This is a genomic window from Erythrobacter fulvus (genome assembly GCF_028595285.1).
In the GTDB taxonomy this organism is placed as follows: Bacteria; Pseudomonadota; Alphaproteobacteria; order Sphingomonadales; family Sphingomonadaceae; genus Erythrobacter; species Erythrobacter fulvus.
Genome location: NZ_JAQQXQ010000009.1, coordinates 106,905 through 120,446 on the forward strand (window position 1 = coordinate 106,905; position 13,542 = coordinate 120,446).

Here is a 13,542-nt window from a genome sequence, read left to right on the forward strand (position 1 = left end):
TTTCGCTATCCACAGGCTCTCCACAAGCTCTCCCTGTGGATACCCACCCTGTCACGGGTTTGACTCTTTGGCCTGTCAGTTCAGGATGCAGTCAATCAGGGAGGAACGCGCACAGTGTTCAATGCCGAACTGATCGAGAAAGCAGCCCGGTTTCGCGGCGTCGACGAAGACCCGACGCGAAACCTGTCTGCCTGTCCTGCGCTGGTGCTGAACGCGGACTATACGCCGCTGTCCTACTACCCCCTCAGCCTGTGGCCTTGGCAAACCGCGATCAAGGCGGTGTTCCTTGATCGGGTGGACATCGTCGCCAGCTATGGCCGCGAAGTGCACTCCCCCAGCCTCGACATGAAGATCCCCAGCGTCATCGCGCTCAGGCAATATGTGAAGCAGAACGAATTTCCTGCTTTCACCCGCTTCAACGTCTTCCTGCGCGACCGCTTCCAATGCCAGTATTGCGGCAGCCACGAACATCTGACCTTCGATCACGTTGTCCCGCGCCGACTGGGCGGACGCACCACGTGGGAAAACATCATCACCGCCTGCGCGCCATGCAACATGAAGAAAGGCGGACGCACGCCGAAGCAAGCCGGAATGCCCGTGCACCAGTCTCCGATCCGTCCGACCAGTTGGCAATTGCAGCAATACGGCAAGCAATTCCCGCCCAATTACCTGCACGAGACTTGGCGTGACTGGCTTTACTGGGATGTCGAGCTGGAGGCGTAAGGCTGCACCGGATCAGTCGGTATTTTCCTTCGCGACCAGATTGTCCCACGCTTCCCAACTTATGGCCCGCCCCGGATAGGCGACGTTATCGAACGGCCAACTCTCGGCGATCCATTGCCGGGTCCAGGCGTAGAGTTCGGCATCGAAACCAGCGTCGTACTCGGCTTTTGTGACCCAGAGCCGGACCACCGCATCATACCCGTCGACCTTGCTGGGATAGACATAAACACACCCCCGCTCGCGGGTGCCGTCCGGAGTCAGGACTGCGTAGGCGAAGGATTCGCGCCGGACGAACCGACCTTGCTCGGTCTCCATATCCACCATCGCCTCGGCCGCGGTAATGCCTTCGCGCGGCCAGCCCGTGCTACGAGTGAAGGTCTGCTGGAGATGAGTGATCGAGCCCATGTAGGCCTGATAGTCGAGATCAACCAATTCGGGACCGAGCGGGACAAGCTTGAACCCCGGCCCTTCGACCTGTGTCGGAACCGCGAATTCCGGGGCAACAAAAGACGCCTGCGGCACCGCCATTTCGGACTGCGGCTCCTGTGCGAAGGCCGGAGCAGCGGTTAGCGTCACCAGCGTCAGGGCAAGAGCGGCGGGGAATGGTGTGGGTGGCATTTCTTGTCCTTTGCTGGGCCGGAAGCGGCCCGGACGCAAGCTTACGTCACCGCTGCCCGTTGACGGAATTCGTCACTTTGCCACTCCTCATTCGCCAGCACCTCGGCGAGGTGGCGCGCGGCGGCGGCGATGTCGGCAAAGGACAGATAGGCGGGCGCGAAGCCCAGCCGCAGCACATCGGGATCGCGGAAATCGCCGATCACCCCGCGCGCGATCAGCGCCTGACAGATCGCGTAGGCTTGCGGGTGACGAAACGAAAGCTGGCTGCCGCGCGCGCCGCTGTCAGCCGGGCTGACGCATTCGAGCACAACGCCATGATCCTTCAGACTGGCAAGGAAGAATTCGGAAAGCGCCTGGGATTTCTGGAAGAGTCGCTCCACCCCGATTTCGGCGATCAGTTCCACCCCGACTTCAAGTGCTGCCAACCCCAGCACCGGCGAGGTGCCACACAACAACTGCTCGATCCCGGGCGCGGATGCATAATCGTCGGAGAAGGCGAAAGGCGCGGCATGGCCGAACCAGCCGGTCAGCGGCTGCTTTAGGCTCGCATGGTGCCGTTCGGCAACAAAGGCGAAAGCCGGTGCGCCCGGCCCGCCACACAGATACTTGTAACCGCAACCGACCGCGAAATCGGCCTGCGCTGCATTAAGGCCCACTGGCAACGCCCCTGTCGAATGCGACAGATCCCACAGCACCAGCGCCCCTGCCTCATGCGCAGCGCGGGTCAGTGCGACCATGTCGTGCATTGCGCCGGTCTTGTAATGGACATGCGTGAGCAGCAGCAGCGCCACGTCACCATCCAGAGCATCGGTCAGCCTGTCCCGCTCCGCCAGCCGTCGTTCGGCAAGGCCCTGCTGTTCCAGCCCCGCGATCATGTAAAGATCGGTCGGGAAATTGCCCGGCTCGGACAGGATTACCTTGCGTCCGGGCCGCATCTGCAGCGCGGCGGCGATCAGCTTGAACAGGTTCACCGAGGTCGAATCGCAGGCTATCACTTCGTGCGGCGCAGCCCCGATCAGCGGCGCGATCTTGCCGCCGATCCGGCCTGCGGCCTCGAACCAGCCTGCGCTGTTCCACGACCGGATCAGCCCTTCGCCCCATTCATGCTCGACGACACACCGTACCGCCGCGGGCGTCGCCTTGGGCAGTGCGCCAAGCGAATTGCCATCGAGATAGATTACGCCCTCCGGCAGCGTGAAACGCTCGCGATAAGCTGCCAAGGGATCGGCGGCGTCGAACTCTGCGGCGCGTTGTTCAGGGGTCATATCGCGGTCCTCACGCTCAGCAGTTCGGGGAAGAACGCCTGTTTCAGCACCCCTTCGAGATAGGGCACGCCCGGGGTTCCGCCCGTACCGCGCTTGAAGCCGATGATCCGCTCCACAGTCTTCAGATGGCCGAACCGCCAGCGCTGGAAATGGTATTCAAGATCGACCAGCTTTTCCGCGAGTTCGTAGAGATCCCAGTGCGCCTGCGGATCGCGATAGATTGCCGCCCACGCCGCCTCGACGCTGGCATTGTGAACATAAGGGGACGCCGGCTCGCGGCTCAGCAAGTCCGGGTCGATGTCGAACCCGCGCCGAGCCAACAGACGGATCGCCGCGTCATACAGGCTCGCCCGCCCACACTCGGTCTCCAGCCGTTCGGCCCAGTCCTCGTTGCCCTTGTGAAGCTTGATATGCTTGCCGTCGCGACCGCCCAGCATGAATTCCATCATCCGGTATTGCGCCGACTGGAACCCGCTCGACGCGCCCAGATGCGGGCGGATCGCGGAATAATCGTGCGGGGTCATGGTGCTGAGCACATCCCAGCTCTGGATCAGCTGCTGCTGCGCGCGCGCCACCCGCGCCAGCATCTTGAAGGCGGGCCGCAGATTGTCAGCTTCAATTGCTGCGCGCGCGGCGGTGAGTTCGTGGAGGCACAGCTTCAGCCACAGCTCGCTCGCCTGATGGACGATGATGAACAGCAATTCGTCATGCGCATCCGACGCAGGGTGCTGAGCCGCAAGAATGCGGTCGAGATCGAGATAGCTCGCGTAGGTCACTTTTTCGGCCATGGTGGCCGCGGTCCTAGCGCGGTGCGACCGTCGAGGAAACTACCCCTCGATCACGCGCGTTTGCGGATGATGCTTATCGAGATGCTTGCGGATGATCCGCAGGTTGCGGGTGTTGGAGCGGAACAGGAAGTCCGCAGCATCGCCGACCACAGGGATCGCGCCGATCGCGGTGTCGAGCAGAACGTTGGCGCCCATCCGCGCAAGCTTCCACTTCGACAGGCCCAGATTGCGCGCTTCCCAGACGACATAGGCACCCAGCGCCGCGGCCACGACATCGCCCAGCACCGGAACCAGCCCGATCAATGCATCGAGCCCCACCGGCATGTTGACCCCGGGCACAACGAAGCTCCGCTCCAGCAGGCGCTCCATCATCTCCACCCGTGCACGCACGGATGCAGTGTCGGTGCCGGTCAGCATTGCAAAATTCATCGGCCGGGGACGGGTCTGGTTCACGTGGGTAATCCTTTCCCTTTTCATGTGGTGGGTTGGGACAGCGGGAACAAGGGGTGCAAACCCCACTGGTTGGCAAGGTAGCTGCTGATCGATCCGCGCACGAGCGACCAGCGCACCGGTGCACCAAGCGGAATATAGACTTCGCGCGCAACCAGCGCGGCATGCGCTTCGGCCAGCAGCCGTTCGCGGACGACCGGATCGCGTTCCTCCAGCGACTGGCGAACCAACGCATCCGCCTGGGGCGAGCAAAGACCGGCTTTCAGCGAGCAATTGAACTGGTTGAGATACCAGCGCGGCGAAGAATATCGCGCCAGATTATCGCGCAGCTCGATCTCGGCCCCTTCGCCTGGGGCAGCGCGGACAATCGCAACGCCGATTTGCGCCCAGGCATTGGCCAGCTGACGAAACAGGATATCGCTGCCCGGCCCCGCAGGCAGGCCAACCTTGATCTGCGCCTTTTCTCCCGCTTCTGCTTCCCAAGCCCGGATCCGCGCCGCCGCGGTCGCACGCCGTTGGTCGAGCGAGAGATCCTGCCAGCGCTGGGCCGGATAGGGCGGTTCGGAAAACTGGCCCGGCGGCACGATCCATGTGCTGGCCTGCCAACCTCCCAAGCCGAAAGGCTGGATCAGCGCCGCACGGTCGATCGCCATCGACAAGGCCTCGCGTCGTGCCGGATCGGACAGCAGGCCCTTGTCTTCGCGGATCACCAGTCCGAGCAGACCCAGCGCAGGATCAACCTGAATCGTGCCGCGCGATAGCGGACCGGCCTCGGCGAGCGGAAAGTCGATAATGCTGCCCCCCAGCACAAGGTCGACATCCCCCCGAGAAAAGGCTTCCGCGGCTTTCTCGGCAGACATGGCCCGGACATTGAGCGGTCGAGCCAGCGCCTCCCAATCCTCGCGCGCAGGCAGACCGCGCGCTTCGGGCGGCAGGGCCGACAGCCGGGCTAGCATGGCATCGTCGTCTCGCGAAACCACCATCGGCCCCGACCCGCTGCCGTTCTTCACAAAGCCCAGTTCCGGCTGGGCGAGCAATCTCAAGAAGTCGGGCATCGGTCCCGACAGCCGCACTTCGATCACCCGGCCCGTCATCGCCCGTATTTCGGAAACCTTGTCGAGATCGAGCCCGAGCGAAGTGTCCCGCAAGCGCCTGATCGCGTCGCGGAGCAGACGACGCACATCGACCGCGCTGATTTCCTCGCCGTCGGGCCAAGTGCCGTCTCGAAGGCGGAAGATGTAGCTCAGGCCATCATCGGTTACGATCCAACGCTCGGCCAGTGCCGGCACCACCTGCCCGCCGGGATCAAGCGCGACCAGTCCTTCGAAACTCGCCGCCCGAAGATGCTGGGCGGCAGGAGAGAGGCGCACGCCTTGCTGGAACAGGCTTTCGGGCGCCCCGATAATTGCCACGTTTACAGGCCCGCCACCGTTGGACGGACCGCAGGAGCCGAGCGTCAGCAGTAACAGGGCGAACCAGAATCTCATCGCGCCTTGCCTAGCAGCTTGTGCGGCAAGGGTCAGCTTGTCTGGAACGAGATTGCCCGAAGAATTGCGGCTGCGGTGAAATCAGACCTTGCGCAGCTTGGCAGCGTCGGGCGGCGACGGCGCGCGGTGCGCCCACGAGGGCTTGAGGATGGTGGCCGGAGCAAGCTCATCGGCCTGGAGTGGCCGTCGTGCCTGTTGCGAATCCACTTCCTCGTCAAATGCAATCCCGAAGCGGTTGTCCTGAACCCACGCGACCGAGCCGGCTATACAGCCGATGTTGCGAAGCTCCACCTCGACCCGGTGGCCGCGTTTCACCGCGAGATTGCCTTCGGCCATCATGCCGCCGTCGGAAAGGTTGCGCACCCGAACGCGATGGACGTCCGCCCCCTGTTCAACGCGAATGCCTGCCAGCAGGAACAGGCTGTCGCGCATGACGCTGCGTGTCTCAACTCCCGTCATTTCAGGTTCGCCTCCTTGTGACTGCAAGATACTGCCGAACGACACAGGCATAAGCGAACCGGCCCGACAGCACCATCCGGCGCTATCGATACGCGGTTAACGAGCAGTAAAATATCGCTTGTGAGAGCCCGGGATCGCAGTTGCCGTCCCAACGCGGGACAGGGTTTGCGGCGAGCTTACCGACTTAGTCGTCGCGGGAGATTTTTTCCCGGCGCTCATGCGCTTCCTGTGCCTCGACCGTCATCGTGGCAACCGGGCGGGCGATCAGACGCCTGAGGCCGATCGGGTCGCCCGTCACCTCGCAATAGCCATACTCGCCTTCGTCCAGGCGGCGCAGCGCGGCGTCGATCTTGGATACCAGCTTGCGCTGCCGGTCACGCGTGCGAAGTTCGATACCCCAGTCAGTCTCGCTCGATGCACGATCGGTAAGATCGGCTTCGCGGATCGGGCCGTCGGCGAGCGATTGCAGGGTCTGTCCGGCAGCGGAGTGGATCGAACGTTTCCATTCGATAAGCAGCATACGGAAATAGGCCTGCTGCCGCTCGTTCATGTATTCCTCGTCCTCGCTCGGGACGTAGTCCTCAGCGATCAGGCGCTTGGCCTTTTCGAGGATGTCGATTTCGTCAGACGCCGCAGATGCCATGTGGCCCTCTAATCCCCAATGCGGCTTGCGGACCCTTCGTGTTCTGGCGCCTGAATGTTTTCATTAGCTCACTTGGTCCCGCAAGTCGAAGCAATGGGCGCGCTATAGGCAAGCCCCCTGATGCGCACAAGCGACTTTGGCAATCACCGGGGATAAAGGTGACGGCCACGACTGTTCTGCCCCATGTCCGGCATAAAGCGTCACCGCGTTAACCATTTATTGACCATGTTGGCCGAGTTGTTTGCCAATGGAAGGCCGCAAGGGCGGTCGGGGAACTAACGGGGGACTAACAATGCAGCTGATCTCGATTACCGGCAGCGAATTTGAAGCAATGGCGACAACGGAAACATGCGTCGATCTGGGGCTGGCGCGCTGGCTCGCGGCAGCAGCAGAGGGCGATATGAATGCCTGTTTCGATCTGGGTGTGGCCTATTCGATCGGCAGCAACGGCGCAGAATGCGATCTGATCGAGGCGCACAAGTGGTTCAACCTGGCCGCCGCTCGCGGTCACGACGAAGCCGCCAACTGCCGTGCAGATATCTCGGATGACATGACCGCCCGCGAAATCGCCGAAGCACAGCGCCGTGCACGCCAATGGCTGGCGCAGGAACGCCTGCGCGCGGCGTGAAGCCTACGCTTCAGCCGCCCTTTTTGAACGGGGTGCGCCCGCCGAGATAGAGCTGGTCGGAGGCAACCCCTGCCCGCTCGCGCTCGAGGAAATCGGCTACAGCGGAGCGGAAACCCGGATCGGCAATCCAGTGTGCCGACCATGTCTTTACCGGTTCGTAGCCGCGGGCAAGCTTATGCCCGCCCTGTGCGCCGGCCTCGACCCGATTAAGCCCGCGCGCAATGGCGATGTCGATTGCCTGATAATAGCACAGTTCGAAATGCAGGAAGCGGACCTCGCGCGTGCAGCCCCAGTAACGGCCGTAGAGCGCATCCTTGCCAACAAAATTGAGCGCGCCAGCGATCGGCTCGTCCCCGGCATAGGCCAGAATCAGCACGATCCGGTCCCCCATCCGCTCGCTCAAGAGGCTGAAGGCCTCGCGGGTCAGGTAGGGACTGCCCCATTTCCTCGCCCCGGTATCCTGATAGAACACCCAGAACGCGTCCCAGTGCTCCTCGCGGATCTCGGCGCCGGTGAGGTGGCGGATCGTCAGTCCCTCGCAAGCCGCGGCGCGTTCCTTGCGCAGGTCCTTGCGCTTGCGTGACGAAAGCGCGGCCAGGAAGTCGTCGAAACTCGCATAGCCGCGGTTGAACCAGTGGAACTGGATGTCGGACCGCAACAGCCAGCCGGCATCCTCGAACAGCGGCAATTGTTCCGGCGCAATAAAGGTCGCGTGCGCGCTCGACATACCGTTCTGCAGACACACCGCCTCTGCCCCTTTCAGCAGATGCGGGGCAAGTGACGGATCGCTCAGCAGCAGGCGCGGGCCGGTGGCCGGAGTAAAGGGCGCGGCGATCTGGAGCTTGGGGTAGTAACGCCCGCCCGCGCGGTGCCATGCGTCCGCCCAGCTGTGATCGAACACATATTCGCCCTGGGAATGCCCCTTCGCATAGGACGGCATCGCCGCAAGCAAACGCCCGGCATCGTCGGTGATCGCAATCGGCGCAGGCTCCCAGCCGGTACCTGGGCCGACCGAGCCGGAATCCTCCATCGCAGTGAGGAATTCGTGTGAAACAAAAGGGTTGTCCTGCCCGCCAAGCGCATTCCACTCACCGGCGTCAAAACTGCCGACCGAGGGCGCAATGCGGACAATGAGGCCACCTTCGTTCGGGGCGTCGCTCACGCCAGCCCTTCCCCTTCGGCAATCAGCGCGTCGGCGTGGGCCAGCCCGCGTTCGCGCGTTTCGGGGGAGCGCACCGTCCATGTCAGCAGCGGGCGGCCGCTCTCGCGCCAAAGGGAGATGAGCGCATTGGGAATGTCGCGCACATCGCTGGCGAGAAAATCGGGCGCGGCGCGCTCAAGCACATGGGCCGCGCGCCATGCGCCCCTGTAGCCGTGATCGAGCGTGTCGGTGATGACGAGCCCGCGGGTCACCTCCGGCGCATGCTTCGCGAACCATTCGCCGACGCGCAGATCGAAGCTCATCACCGCCACCGCCACCGGCCCGGCATAATCCGCCAAAGCCTTGGCTATAGCAATGCAGGGCTCGGCAATCGCGAGATGCGGCTGAGCCTTAACCTCGACGAGGATCGGCACGCGGCCAGCAACCAGATCGAGCAGTTCCGCCAGCCGCCAAAGCGTTTGCCCGGTTTCCTGCAGCGCGATGCGGCACAACTCGTCCGCCGGACGGAGGGCGACCTTGCCGCGCTCCTTCGTCAGCCGCTCCAACTCCCAGTCGTGGAACACCAGCGGCACATTGTCGCGGCTCATCTGGATGTCGCACTCGATCCCCATGCCGCGGGCAATCGCGCCTTCGGCAGCCGCACGCGAATTTTCCGGCACGCCATGGGAATGCAGCCCGCGATGGGCATATTCCCACTGCGTCAGCCAATCCGGAGCGCGCCGCCGGATCATGCGGTCAGAGCGATCACCGCATCGACTTCCACTGCCGCGCCGCGCGGCAGGGCGGGCACGCCGACAGCGGCGCGGGCGTGCTTCCCGGCATCACCGAACACCTGCTCCATCAGATCCGACGCGCCATTGGCGACTTCCGGCTGATCGGTGAAATCGGCGGTACAATTAATGAAGGCGCCGAGCTTGACGATCCGCGCAACCTTTTCGAGCAGCCCGGCGGCCTCAAGCTGGGCGATGATCATCAGCGCGCAGGCGCGCGCGGCGGCTTGCCCGGCTTCAACGCTCACATCGTCGCCCAAGCGGCCCTTCACCACCGCCCCATCGACGAAGGGCAGCTGGCCCGAGACATGGGCAAACCCGCCATGCACCACAACCGGCACATAGCTGGCGACCGGTGCGGCGGCCTTGGGCAGAGTGATGCCGAGTTCGGCGAGTTTGGCGGCGATAGTCATTTGTCAGTCCTCCAGTCGTTCGAGCAGCCACGGCAGGGCTTCGTCCCACCGGTCAATCCGGGCTTCGGCATGGCCTGCCTTGTGGGCGCAATCAATGGCATGGGCGATCATCGGCTCGCCGCAAAGGTGCAGCCGCGTGACGTGCGGCGTGATTTCGGCGACCGAGGCATGGTGCTGTGCGAGATCGTCAATGAACAGCGCGCGGGTCGGCGCATATTCGTCGATGATCGCCTTTAGCGCGGGGCCCTTGGGTCCCTGGTTGGTGAAGACACGGGCATTGATCCCGACCTTGGCGAGCTGCTCCGCCCTGGCATCGCGGTGGTGATCGACGAGGTTGGTGAGGATCACCACGTCGGCCTTTTCGGCAAGGGTATTGATCCCCTCCACCGCGCCCGCGATCGGCTTTTGCGAATCCATCTCGTTGTCGAAGAAGCTGCGCAGCATCCGCCAGATATCGGGCGGGGCAAGCAGTTCGCCGCTGGCCTGCCAGCGGAGCGCTTCGGCGAAATTGTGCCCTTCAAGATGGAAGCTTACGCCCTGGCTTTCCTCAAGCCAGTCCTTGAAGGGGGCAACCATGTGCAGCAGCACTTCGTCGCAATCGCTGATGATCAGGGGGCGGGTCATGGCAGTAAAGCGTCCTTGGCGGCGACCAGTTCCTCAGGCGTGACGGCCAACGCCTCGGCCGCTCGGATCAGATCAGGTTCGTAATTGGTCAGGAATTCGATTGCCGAAGCGAGAATCGCCGGATCGCCGAGACCGGCGCGGAGTGTTTCGGGATCAAGCCCGGTCAGATCGAGATAACGCACAGCCCGCTCCTCGCTCTCGAGCACCCAGCCGAGCGTGGCCAGCGGCAGCACCTGCGGGCTCGCTGTGGGTCCGGCAGATTCAGGATCGGCTGGAAGCGGGATTGTCGTGTCCTCTCTGGAGGGGTAATCGTCAGTCTTGGTCGGATGCGGGGCGTGCAGTGACAAAACGGATAATGGTTGTCGAGGATAATGACCTCAACCGGAAATTGTTCTGCGATGTGCTCAGAGCCAATGGCTTTGACGTGGAGCCGGTCGCCGATGGGAACGTGGTGCTTGATACTGCTCGCGCGGTCTCGCCCGATCTCATCATCATGGACATCCAGCTGGGGGGCGTTTCGGGCGTCGACCTGATCGAGGCTGCCAAGCGTGACCGCAAGCTTGCGCCCATTCCAGTCCTTGCGGTGACCGCCTTTGCCGCCAAGGGCGATGAGGAGCGGATCCGTGCGGCCGGCGCTGCGGGCTATTTGTCGAAGCCGGTATCGATCAGCCCGTTCATGACTGCGGTGCGCGCGTTGCTGCCCGTCTAGAGCCCGTTTTCGATCAGATAAATCGCCAACGTCAGGCCCAGCCCACCAAGGAACAGATGATAGGCGAGCGCAAGATAACGATACTTGCGGCGGTGCAGGACCTGCCCGTTCTGGTATAGGTCGCGCAGCATCACGCGGTAGAGTGTCTCGTCCGAACGCAGCTTTTCGAGCATGTCGGCAATCCACTCCTCTTCCTTTAACAAGGAAAAATGACTGAAGAACAAAGGATTGAACTTTCCTTCTGCAACAGCCTTCGGCCTGAGGGGCGGTGTGATCGCGAGGACGGCGAAAATTGCCGACAGGAAGGAAGTGGCGGCGAGGCAGACCACCGACCATTTCACTTCTTCCGAAAAAGTCTGCGTGATCACCAGCGAGAACACCACGAAGGTGGCACCGATCAGAATGTTGGCCTTTCCGTCAGCCATCTGCGACAGCGCCAGGGTATTGGTCTGCGCGGTACGGATAAGATGCACGCTTTGCGCCGAAAGCGGAGCGTCGCTCGGTGGTGGCGTTCCGTCTTCAAGCCGCTCATCCCCGGCCATTCCGCCTCTCCCGATTGCTCGCTGCGCAGCCGAAAACTTGACAAGCTGCATCATCCGTCGCTTTGCAGCCGTATACCCTAGGCAAAAGCCATCCGACAACCAACCGACGAAAGCCCCCAGACGCCATGACCCCTGCCGAAGTCGACGAGCGCATCCGCACCCTGATCGAACCCTTCAACAAGAAGGGAGTTGCGATCGAGGATTCCACCACCTTCGCAGGCGATCTCGAGTTTGACAGCCTGACGGTGATGGATTTCGTCGCCGCGATCGAGGATGAATTCGACATCATCATCAGCATGAACCAGCAGGCCGAGATCGAAAACTGGGGTCAGCTCGTCGTGGCAGTCCACAAGCTGCAGGATAGCTGATAAAGGCCACAGGCATGACCGACACCGTGACCGCTGAGACCGCTGCAGAACCCGTCGATCTGCTGGCCAAGTTCGACCCGATCATCCAGACCCGCGAGGCGCTGCTCGCAGCGGGGGTGGAAGATCCGTTCAACCTCGTGATGGAGCAGGTGCTCTCGCCCACCCGCGCGATCTGCAACGGGCGCGACACGATCCTGCTCGGCACCTACAACTACATGGGCATGACCTTCGACCCCGACGTTATCGCGGCGGGTAAAACGGCGATGGAAGATTTCGGCGCGGGGACGACCGGCAGCCGTGTGCTCAACGGCACCTTCCGCGATCACCGCGATGTCGAAGCCGCACTGCGCGAATTCTACGCCATGGATCATGCCGTGGTGTTTTCGACCGGCTACCAGGCCAATCTCGGGATCATCTCGACACTGGCGGGCAAGGGCGATTACATCATCCTCGACATCGATAGCCACGCCTCGATCTATGATGGCTGCGCGATGGGCCGTGCCGAGGTGGTGCCGTTCAAGCACAATGATGTCGAAGCGCTCGAAAAGCGCCTGAAGCGCATCCCCGAAGGCGCGGGTAAGCTGGTCGTGCTTGAAGGCGTCTATTCGATGATGGGCGACGTTGCCCCACTCAAGGAAATGGTCCGTATCGCCAAGGCCCACGGCGCGATGGTGCTGGTCGACGAGGCGCATTCGATGGGTTTCATCGGCGAACACGGCCGCGGCGTTGCCGAGGATCAGGGCGTGATCGACGATGTCGATTTCATCATCGGCACCTTCTCCAAGAGCGTCGGGACCGTCGGCGGCTTCTGTGTGTCGAATCACCCCAAGTTCGAAGTGCTGCGCCTTGTGTGCCGGCCTTATGTCTTTACCGCCGCTCTCCCGCCGAGCGTGATGGCGAGCTCCGCCACCTCGATCCGCAAACTGATGCACGGTGGCAACAAGCGCGCGCATTTGTGGGAAAACAGCCGAACGCTGCACAAGGGCCTCCGCGATCTCGGGTTCAAGCTCGGCACGGAAACCCCGCAAAGTGCGATTATCGCCGTCATCATGCCCGATCTCGAAAAGGGCGCGATGATGTGGGAAGCGCTTCTTAAGGAAGGCCTTTACGTCAACCTCGCTCGTCCGCCGGCCACGCCTGCCGGCATGACCCTGCTGCGCTGCTCGCTCTGCGCCGAGCACTCTGCCGAACAGGTCCAGACCATCCTCGGCATGTTCGAACGCGCCGGCAAGGCGATCGGGATCATCTGACTCGCAGGCGCGACAAACCTTCTGACGCCAGTCTCGCCCCCATCCATAGCCCGCCCTTGTCGCGGGCTCTGAGGCTGCGTGTCCCAAGGCGCTTCCAGAAGACAATATGATTCTGAGCCCGTTCGCCCGCCACCCCTGATTCCAGGGCACCTCATGTCGTGGGATTTTGCCGGGAACCACCATCATCAAAATAACCGTATTGGTTATTTATTATTGACATTGTAACGCTATCCGGTTAGCAAAGGAAAGCATCAAAAAATTGCGATTCGCCCCGACGGCGGCCCTCCTCACCCGGAGCGCCGCCTTTTTTCTTCGCGCCCGAAAGGAGCGTTCATGGCCAAGCCCGAAACACCGCAATCGAGCGGCGGCTCAAAGGCCCGAGTTACCAAAGACCAGTCAACGCCAAGACACTGGCGCACGCGCTTCATCGAACATCTCGCGGAGACATCGAACGTGCTCAAAGCGGCAGATCATGCCGGGATCATGCCTTACCAGGCCTACCATGCTAGGCGCAACGAACCGTGACCGGCCCCCACTGAGTGGTCCGTATTGATTGTTAGTTCAAGATTGTCTCCGGCGCCATGGCTGTCCGGAGGTGGAGCGTAGCGGAACCGGAGGGCAGCCATGGCGGCGTCGCCGTTTC

General features: G+C 62.6%; 19 protein-coding genes. 6 read left to right on the plus strand and 13 right to left on the minus strand.

What is annotated here, in order from left to right; genetic code table 11:
* Nucleotides 1-114: 114 nt before the first annotated feature.
* The gene (locus OIK40_RS12260; protein WP_273678630.1) at nucleotides 115-723 is read left to right on the plus strand and encodes an HNH endonuclease; all 609 of its coding nucleotides are present in this window, start codon (nucleotides 115-117) and stop codon (nucleotides 721-723) included.
* 12 nt (nucleotides 724-735) lie between these two features.
* On the opposite strand, the gene OIK40_RS12265 is transcribed toward OIK40_RS12260, so the two are convergent.
* The 7 genes from OIK40_RS12265 to dksA all read right to left on the minus strand — a co-directional run bounded on the left by OIK40_RS12265 (nucleotide 736) and on the right by dksA (nucleotide 6,433).
* Complete coding sequence (locus OIK40_RS12265) at nucleotides 736-1,341, minus strand: twin-arginine translocation pathway signal protein (protein WP_273678631.1); 606 nt, start codon at nucleotides 1,339-1,341, stop codon at nucleotides 736-738.
* A gap of 41 nt (nucleotides 1,342-1,382) precedes the next feature.
* Nucleotides 1,383-2,606, minus strand: coding sequence for a kynureninase (kynU, locus tag OIK40_RS12270; protein WP_273678632.1), 1,224 nt, complete (start codon nucleotides 2,604-2,606; stop codon nucleotides 1,383-1,385).
* Nucleotides 2,603-3,394: a tryptophan 2,3-dioxygenase gene (locus OIK40_RS12275; RefSeq protein WP_273678633.1), complete on the minus strand. Its 792-nt coding sequence runs from the start codon at nucleotides 3,392-3,394 to the stop codon at nucleotides 2,603-2,605. Before OIK40_RS12275 ends, kynU begins: the two co-directional genes overlap by 4 nt.
* A 39-nt stretch (nucleotides 3,395-3,433) precedes the next feature.
* Nucleotides 3,434-3,823 carry a DUF4112 domain-containing protein gene (locus OIK40_RS12280; RefSeq protein WP_273678652.1) on the minus strand — a complete coding sequence of 130 codons (390 nt, stop codon included), beginning with the start codon at nucleotides 3,821-3,823 and terminating at the stop codon, nucleotides 3,434-3,436.
* A gap of 44 nt (nucleotides 3,824-3,867) precedes the next feature.
* A complete protein-coding gene (locus OIK40_RS12285) occupies nucleotides 3,868-5,331 on the minus strand; it encodes an ABC transporter substrate-binding protein (protein ID WP_273678634.1) in 1,464 nt (487 codons plus the stop codon).
* Between the two features lie 81 nt (nucleotides 5,332-5,412).
* Complete coding sequence (locus OIK40_RS12290; protein WP_273678635.1) at nucleotides 5,413-5,790, minus strand: PilZ domain-containing protein; 378 nt, start codon at nucleotides 5,788-5,790, stop codon at nucleotides 5,413-5,415.
* A gap of 184 nt (nucleotides 5,791-5,974) precedes the next feature.
* Nucleotides 5,975-6,433 (minus strand): RNA polymerase-binding protein DksA, encoded by a 459-nt coding sequence (gene dksA, locus OIK40_RS12295; RefSeq protein WP_273678636.1) that lies wholly within the window; start codon nucleotides 6,431-6,433, stop codon nucleotides 5,975-5,977.
* 292 nt (nucleotides 6,434-6,725) lie between these two features.
* Between dksA and OIK40_RS12300 the strand changes: the two genes are divergently transcribed.
* A complete protein-coding gene (locus OIK40_RS12300) occupies nucleotides 6,726-7,061 on the plus strand; it encodes an SEL1-like repeat protein (RefSeq protein ID WP_374211812.1) in 336 nt (111 codons plus the stop codon).
* Nucleotides 7,062-7,071: 10 nt separating this feature from the next.
* On the opposite strand, the gene OIK40_RS12305 is transcribed toward OIK40_RS12300, so the two are convergent.
* Genes OIK40_RS12305 through OIK40_RS12325 form a run of 5 tightly spaced genes read right to left on the minus strand, consistent with a single transcriptional unit; the run spans nucleotide 7,072 to nucleotide 10,263 of the window.
* A complete protein-coding gene (locus tag OIK40_RS12305) occupies nucleotides 7,072-8,223 on the minus strand; it encodes a GNAT family N-acetyltransferase (RefSeq protein WP_273678637.1) in 1,152 nt (383 codons plus the stop codon).
* The gene (locus OIK40_RS12310) at nucleotides 8,220-8,954 is read right to left on the minus strand and encodes a glycerophosphodiester phosphodiesterase family protein (protein WP_273678638.1); all 735 of its coding nucleotides are present in this window, start codon (nucleotides 8,952-8,954) and stop codon (nucleotides 8,220-8,222) included. The genes OIK40_RS12305 and OIK40_RS12310 overlap by 4 nt, the downstream gene beginning before the upstream one ends.
* The gene (locus OIK40_RS12315; protein WP_273678639.1) at nucleotides 8,951-9,406 is read right to left on the minus strand and encodes a RidA family protein; all 456 of its coding nucleotides are present in this window, start codon (nucleotides 9,404-9,406) and stop codon (nucleotides 8,951-8,953) included. The genes OIK40_RS12310 and OIK40_RS12315 overlap by 4 nt, the downstream gene beginning before the upstream one ends.
* 3 nt (nucleotides 9,407-9,409) lie before the next feature.
* Nucleotides 9,410-10,030 carry an HAD family hydrolase gene (locus OIK40_RS12320; protein WP_273678640.1) on the minus strand — a complete coding sequence of 207 codons (621 nt, stop codon included), beginning with the start codon at nucleotides 10,028-10,030 and terminating at the stop codon, nucleotides 9,410-9,412.
* Nucleotides 10,027-10,263, minus strand: coding sequence for a DUF3572 family protein (locus tag OIK40_RS12325; protein ID WP_273678641.1), 237 nt, complete (start codon nucleotides 10,261-10,263; stop codon nucleotides 10,027-10,029). The genes OIK40_RS12320 and OIK40_RS12325 overlap by 4 nt, the downstream gene beginning before the upstream one ends.
* Before the next feature lie 107 nt (nucleotides 10,264-10,370).
* Between OIK40_RS12325 and OIK40_RS12330 the strand changes: the two genes are divergently transcribed.
* Entirely contained in the window at nucleotides 10,371-10,739 is a 369-nt protein-coding gene (locus OIK40_RS12330; RefSeq protein WP_273678642.1) for a response regulator, read from the plus strand.
* Here OIK40_RS12330 and OIK40_RS12335 read toward each other — a convergent pair.
* Complete coding sequence (locus OIK40_RS12335; protein WP_273678643.1) at nucleotides 10,736-11,335, minus strand: Pycsar system effector family protein; 600 nt, start codon at nucleotides 11,333-11,335, stop codon at nucleotides 10,736-10,738. The two genes, OIK40_RS12330 and OIK40_RS12335, sit on opposite strands and share 4 nt — an antisense overlap.
* 71 nt (nucleotides 11,336-11,406) lie before the next feature.
* Between OIK40_RS12335 and OIK40_RS12340 the strand changes: the two genes are divergently transcribed.
* The 3 genes from OIK40_RS12340 (at nucleotide 11,407) to OIK40_RS12350 (ending at nucleotide 13,424) form a co-directional block, all read left to right on the plus strand.
* Complete coding sequence (locus OIK40_RS12340; protein WP_273678644.1) at nucleotides 11,407-11,649, plus strand: acyl carrier protein; 243 nt, start codon at nucleotides 11,407-11,409, stop codon at nucleotides 11,647-11,649.
* A 14-nt stretch (nucleotides 11,650-11,663) separates the two neighbouring features.
* Entirely contained in the window at nucleotides 11,664-12,899 is a 1,236-nt protein-coding gene (gene spt / locus OIK40_RS12345) for a serine palmitoyltransferase (protein WP_273678645.1), read from the plus strand.
* Between the two features lie 333 nt (nucleotides 12,900-13,232).
* A complete protein-coding gene (locus tag OIK40_RS12350; RefSeq protein ID WP_273678646.1) occupies nucleotides 13,233-13,424 on the plus strand; it encodes a hypothetical protein in 192 nt (63 codons plus the stop codon).
* The last annotated feature ends 118 nt before the right edge of the window (nucleotides 13,425-13,542 follow it).

Bases quoted from the DNA above. Each gene is read 5' to 3' on its own strand.
- OIK40_RS12265 (WP_273678631.1), bottom strand. From the start codon at position 1,341: ATGCCACCCACACCATTCCCCGCCGCTCTTGCCCTGACGCTGGTGACG.
- dksA (WP_273678636.1), bottom strand. From the start codon at position 6,433: ATGGCATCTGCGGCGTCTGACGAAATCGACATCCTCGAAAAGGCCAAG.
- OIK40_RS12290 (WP_273678635.1), bottom strand. From the start codon at position 5,790: ATGACGGGAGTTGAGACACGCAGCGTCATGCGCGACAGCCTGTTCCTG.
- OIK40_RS12310 (WP_273678638.1), bottom strand. From the start codon at position 8,954: ATGATCCGGCGGCGCGCTCCGGATTGGCTGACGCAGTGGGAATATGCC.
- OIK40_RS12320 (WP_273678640.1), bottom strand. From the start codon at position 10,030: ATGACCCGCCCCCTGATCATCAGCGATTGCGACGAAGTGCTGCTGCAC.
- OIK40_RS12280 (WP_273678652.1), bottom strand. From the start codon at position 3,823: ATGAATTTTGCAATGCTGACCGGCACCGACACTGCATCCGTGCGTGCA.
- OIK40_RS12315 (WP_273678639.1), bottom strand. From the start codon at position 9,406: ATGACTATCGCCGCCAAACTCGCCGAACTCGGCATCACTCTGCCCAAG.
- OIK40_RS12300 (WP_374211812.1), top strand. From the start codon at position 6,726: ATGCAGCTGATCTCGATTACCGGCAGCGAATTTGAAGCAATGGCGACA.
- kynU (WP_273678632.1), bottom strand. From the start codon at position 2,606: ATGACCCCTGAACAACGCGCCGCAGAGTTCGACGCCGCCGATCCCTTG.
- OIK40_RS12335 (WP_273678643.1), bottom strand. From the start codon at position 11,335: ATGATGCAGCTTGTCAAGTTTTCGGCTGCGCAGCGAGCAATCGGGAGA.
- OIK40_RS12340 (WP_273678644.1), top strand. From the start codon at position 11,407: ATGACCCCTGCCGAAGTCGACGAGCGCATCCGCACCCTGATCGAACCC.
- OIK40_RS12350 (WP_273678646.1), top strand. From the start codon at position 13,233: ATGGCCAAGCCCGAAACACCGCAATCGAGCGGCGGCTCAAAGGCCCGA.
- OIK40_RS12285 (WP_273678634.1), bottom strand. From the start codon at position 5,331: ATGAGATTCTGGTTCGCCCTGTTACTGCTGACGCTCGGCTCCTGCGGT.
- spt (WP_273678645.1), top strand. From the start codon at position 11,664: ATGACCGACACCGTGACCGCTGAGACCGCTGCAGAACCCGTCGATCTG.
- OIK40_RS12275 (WP_273678633.1), bottom strand. From the start codon at position 3,394: ATGGCCGAAAAAGTGACCTACGCGAGCTATCTCGATCTCGACCGCATT.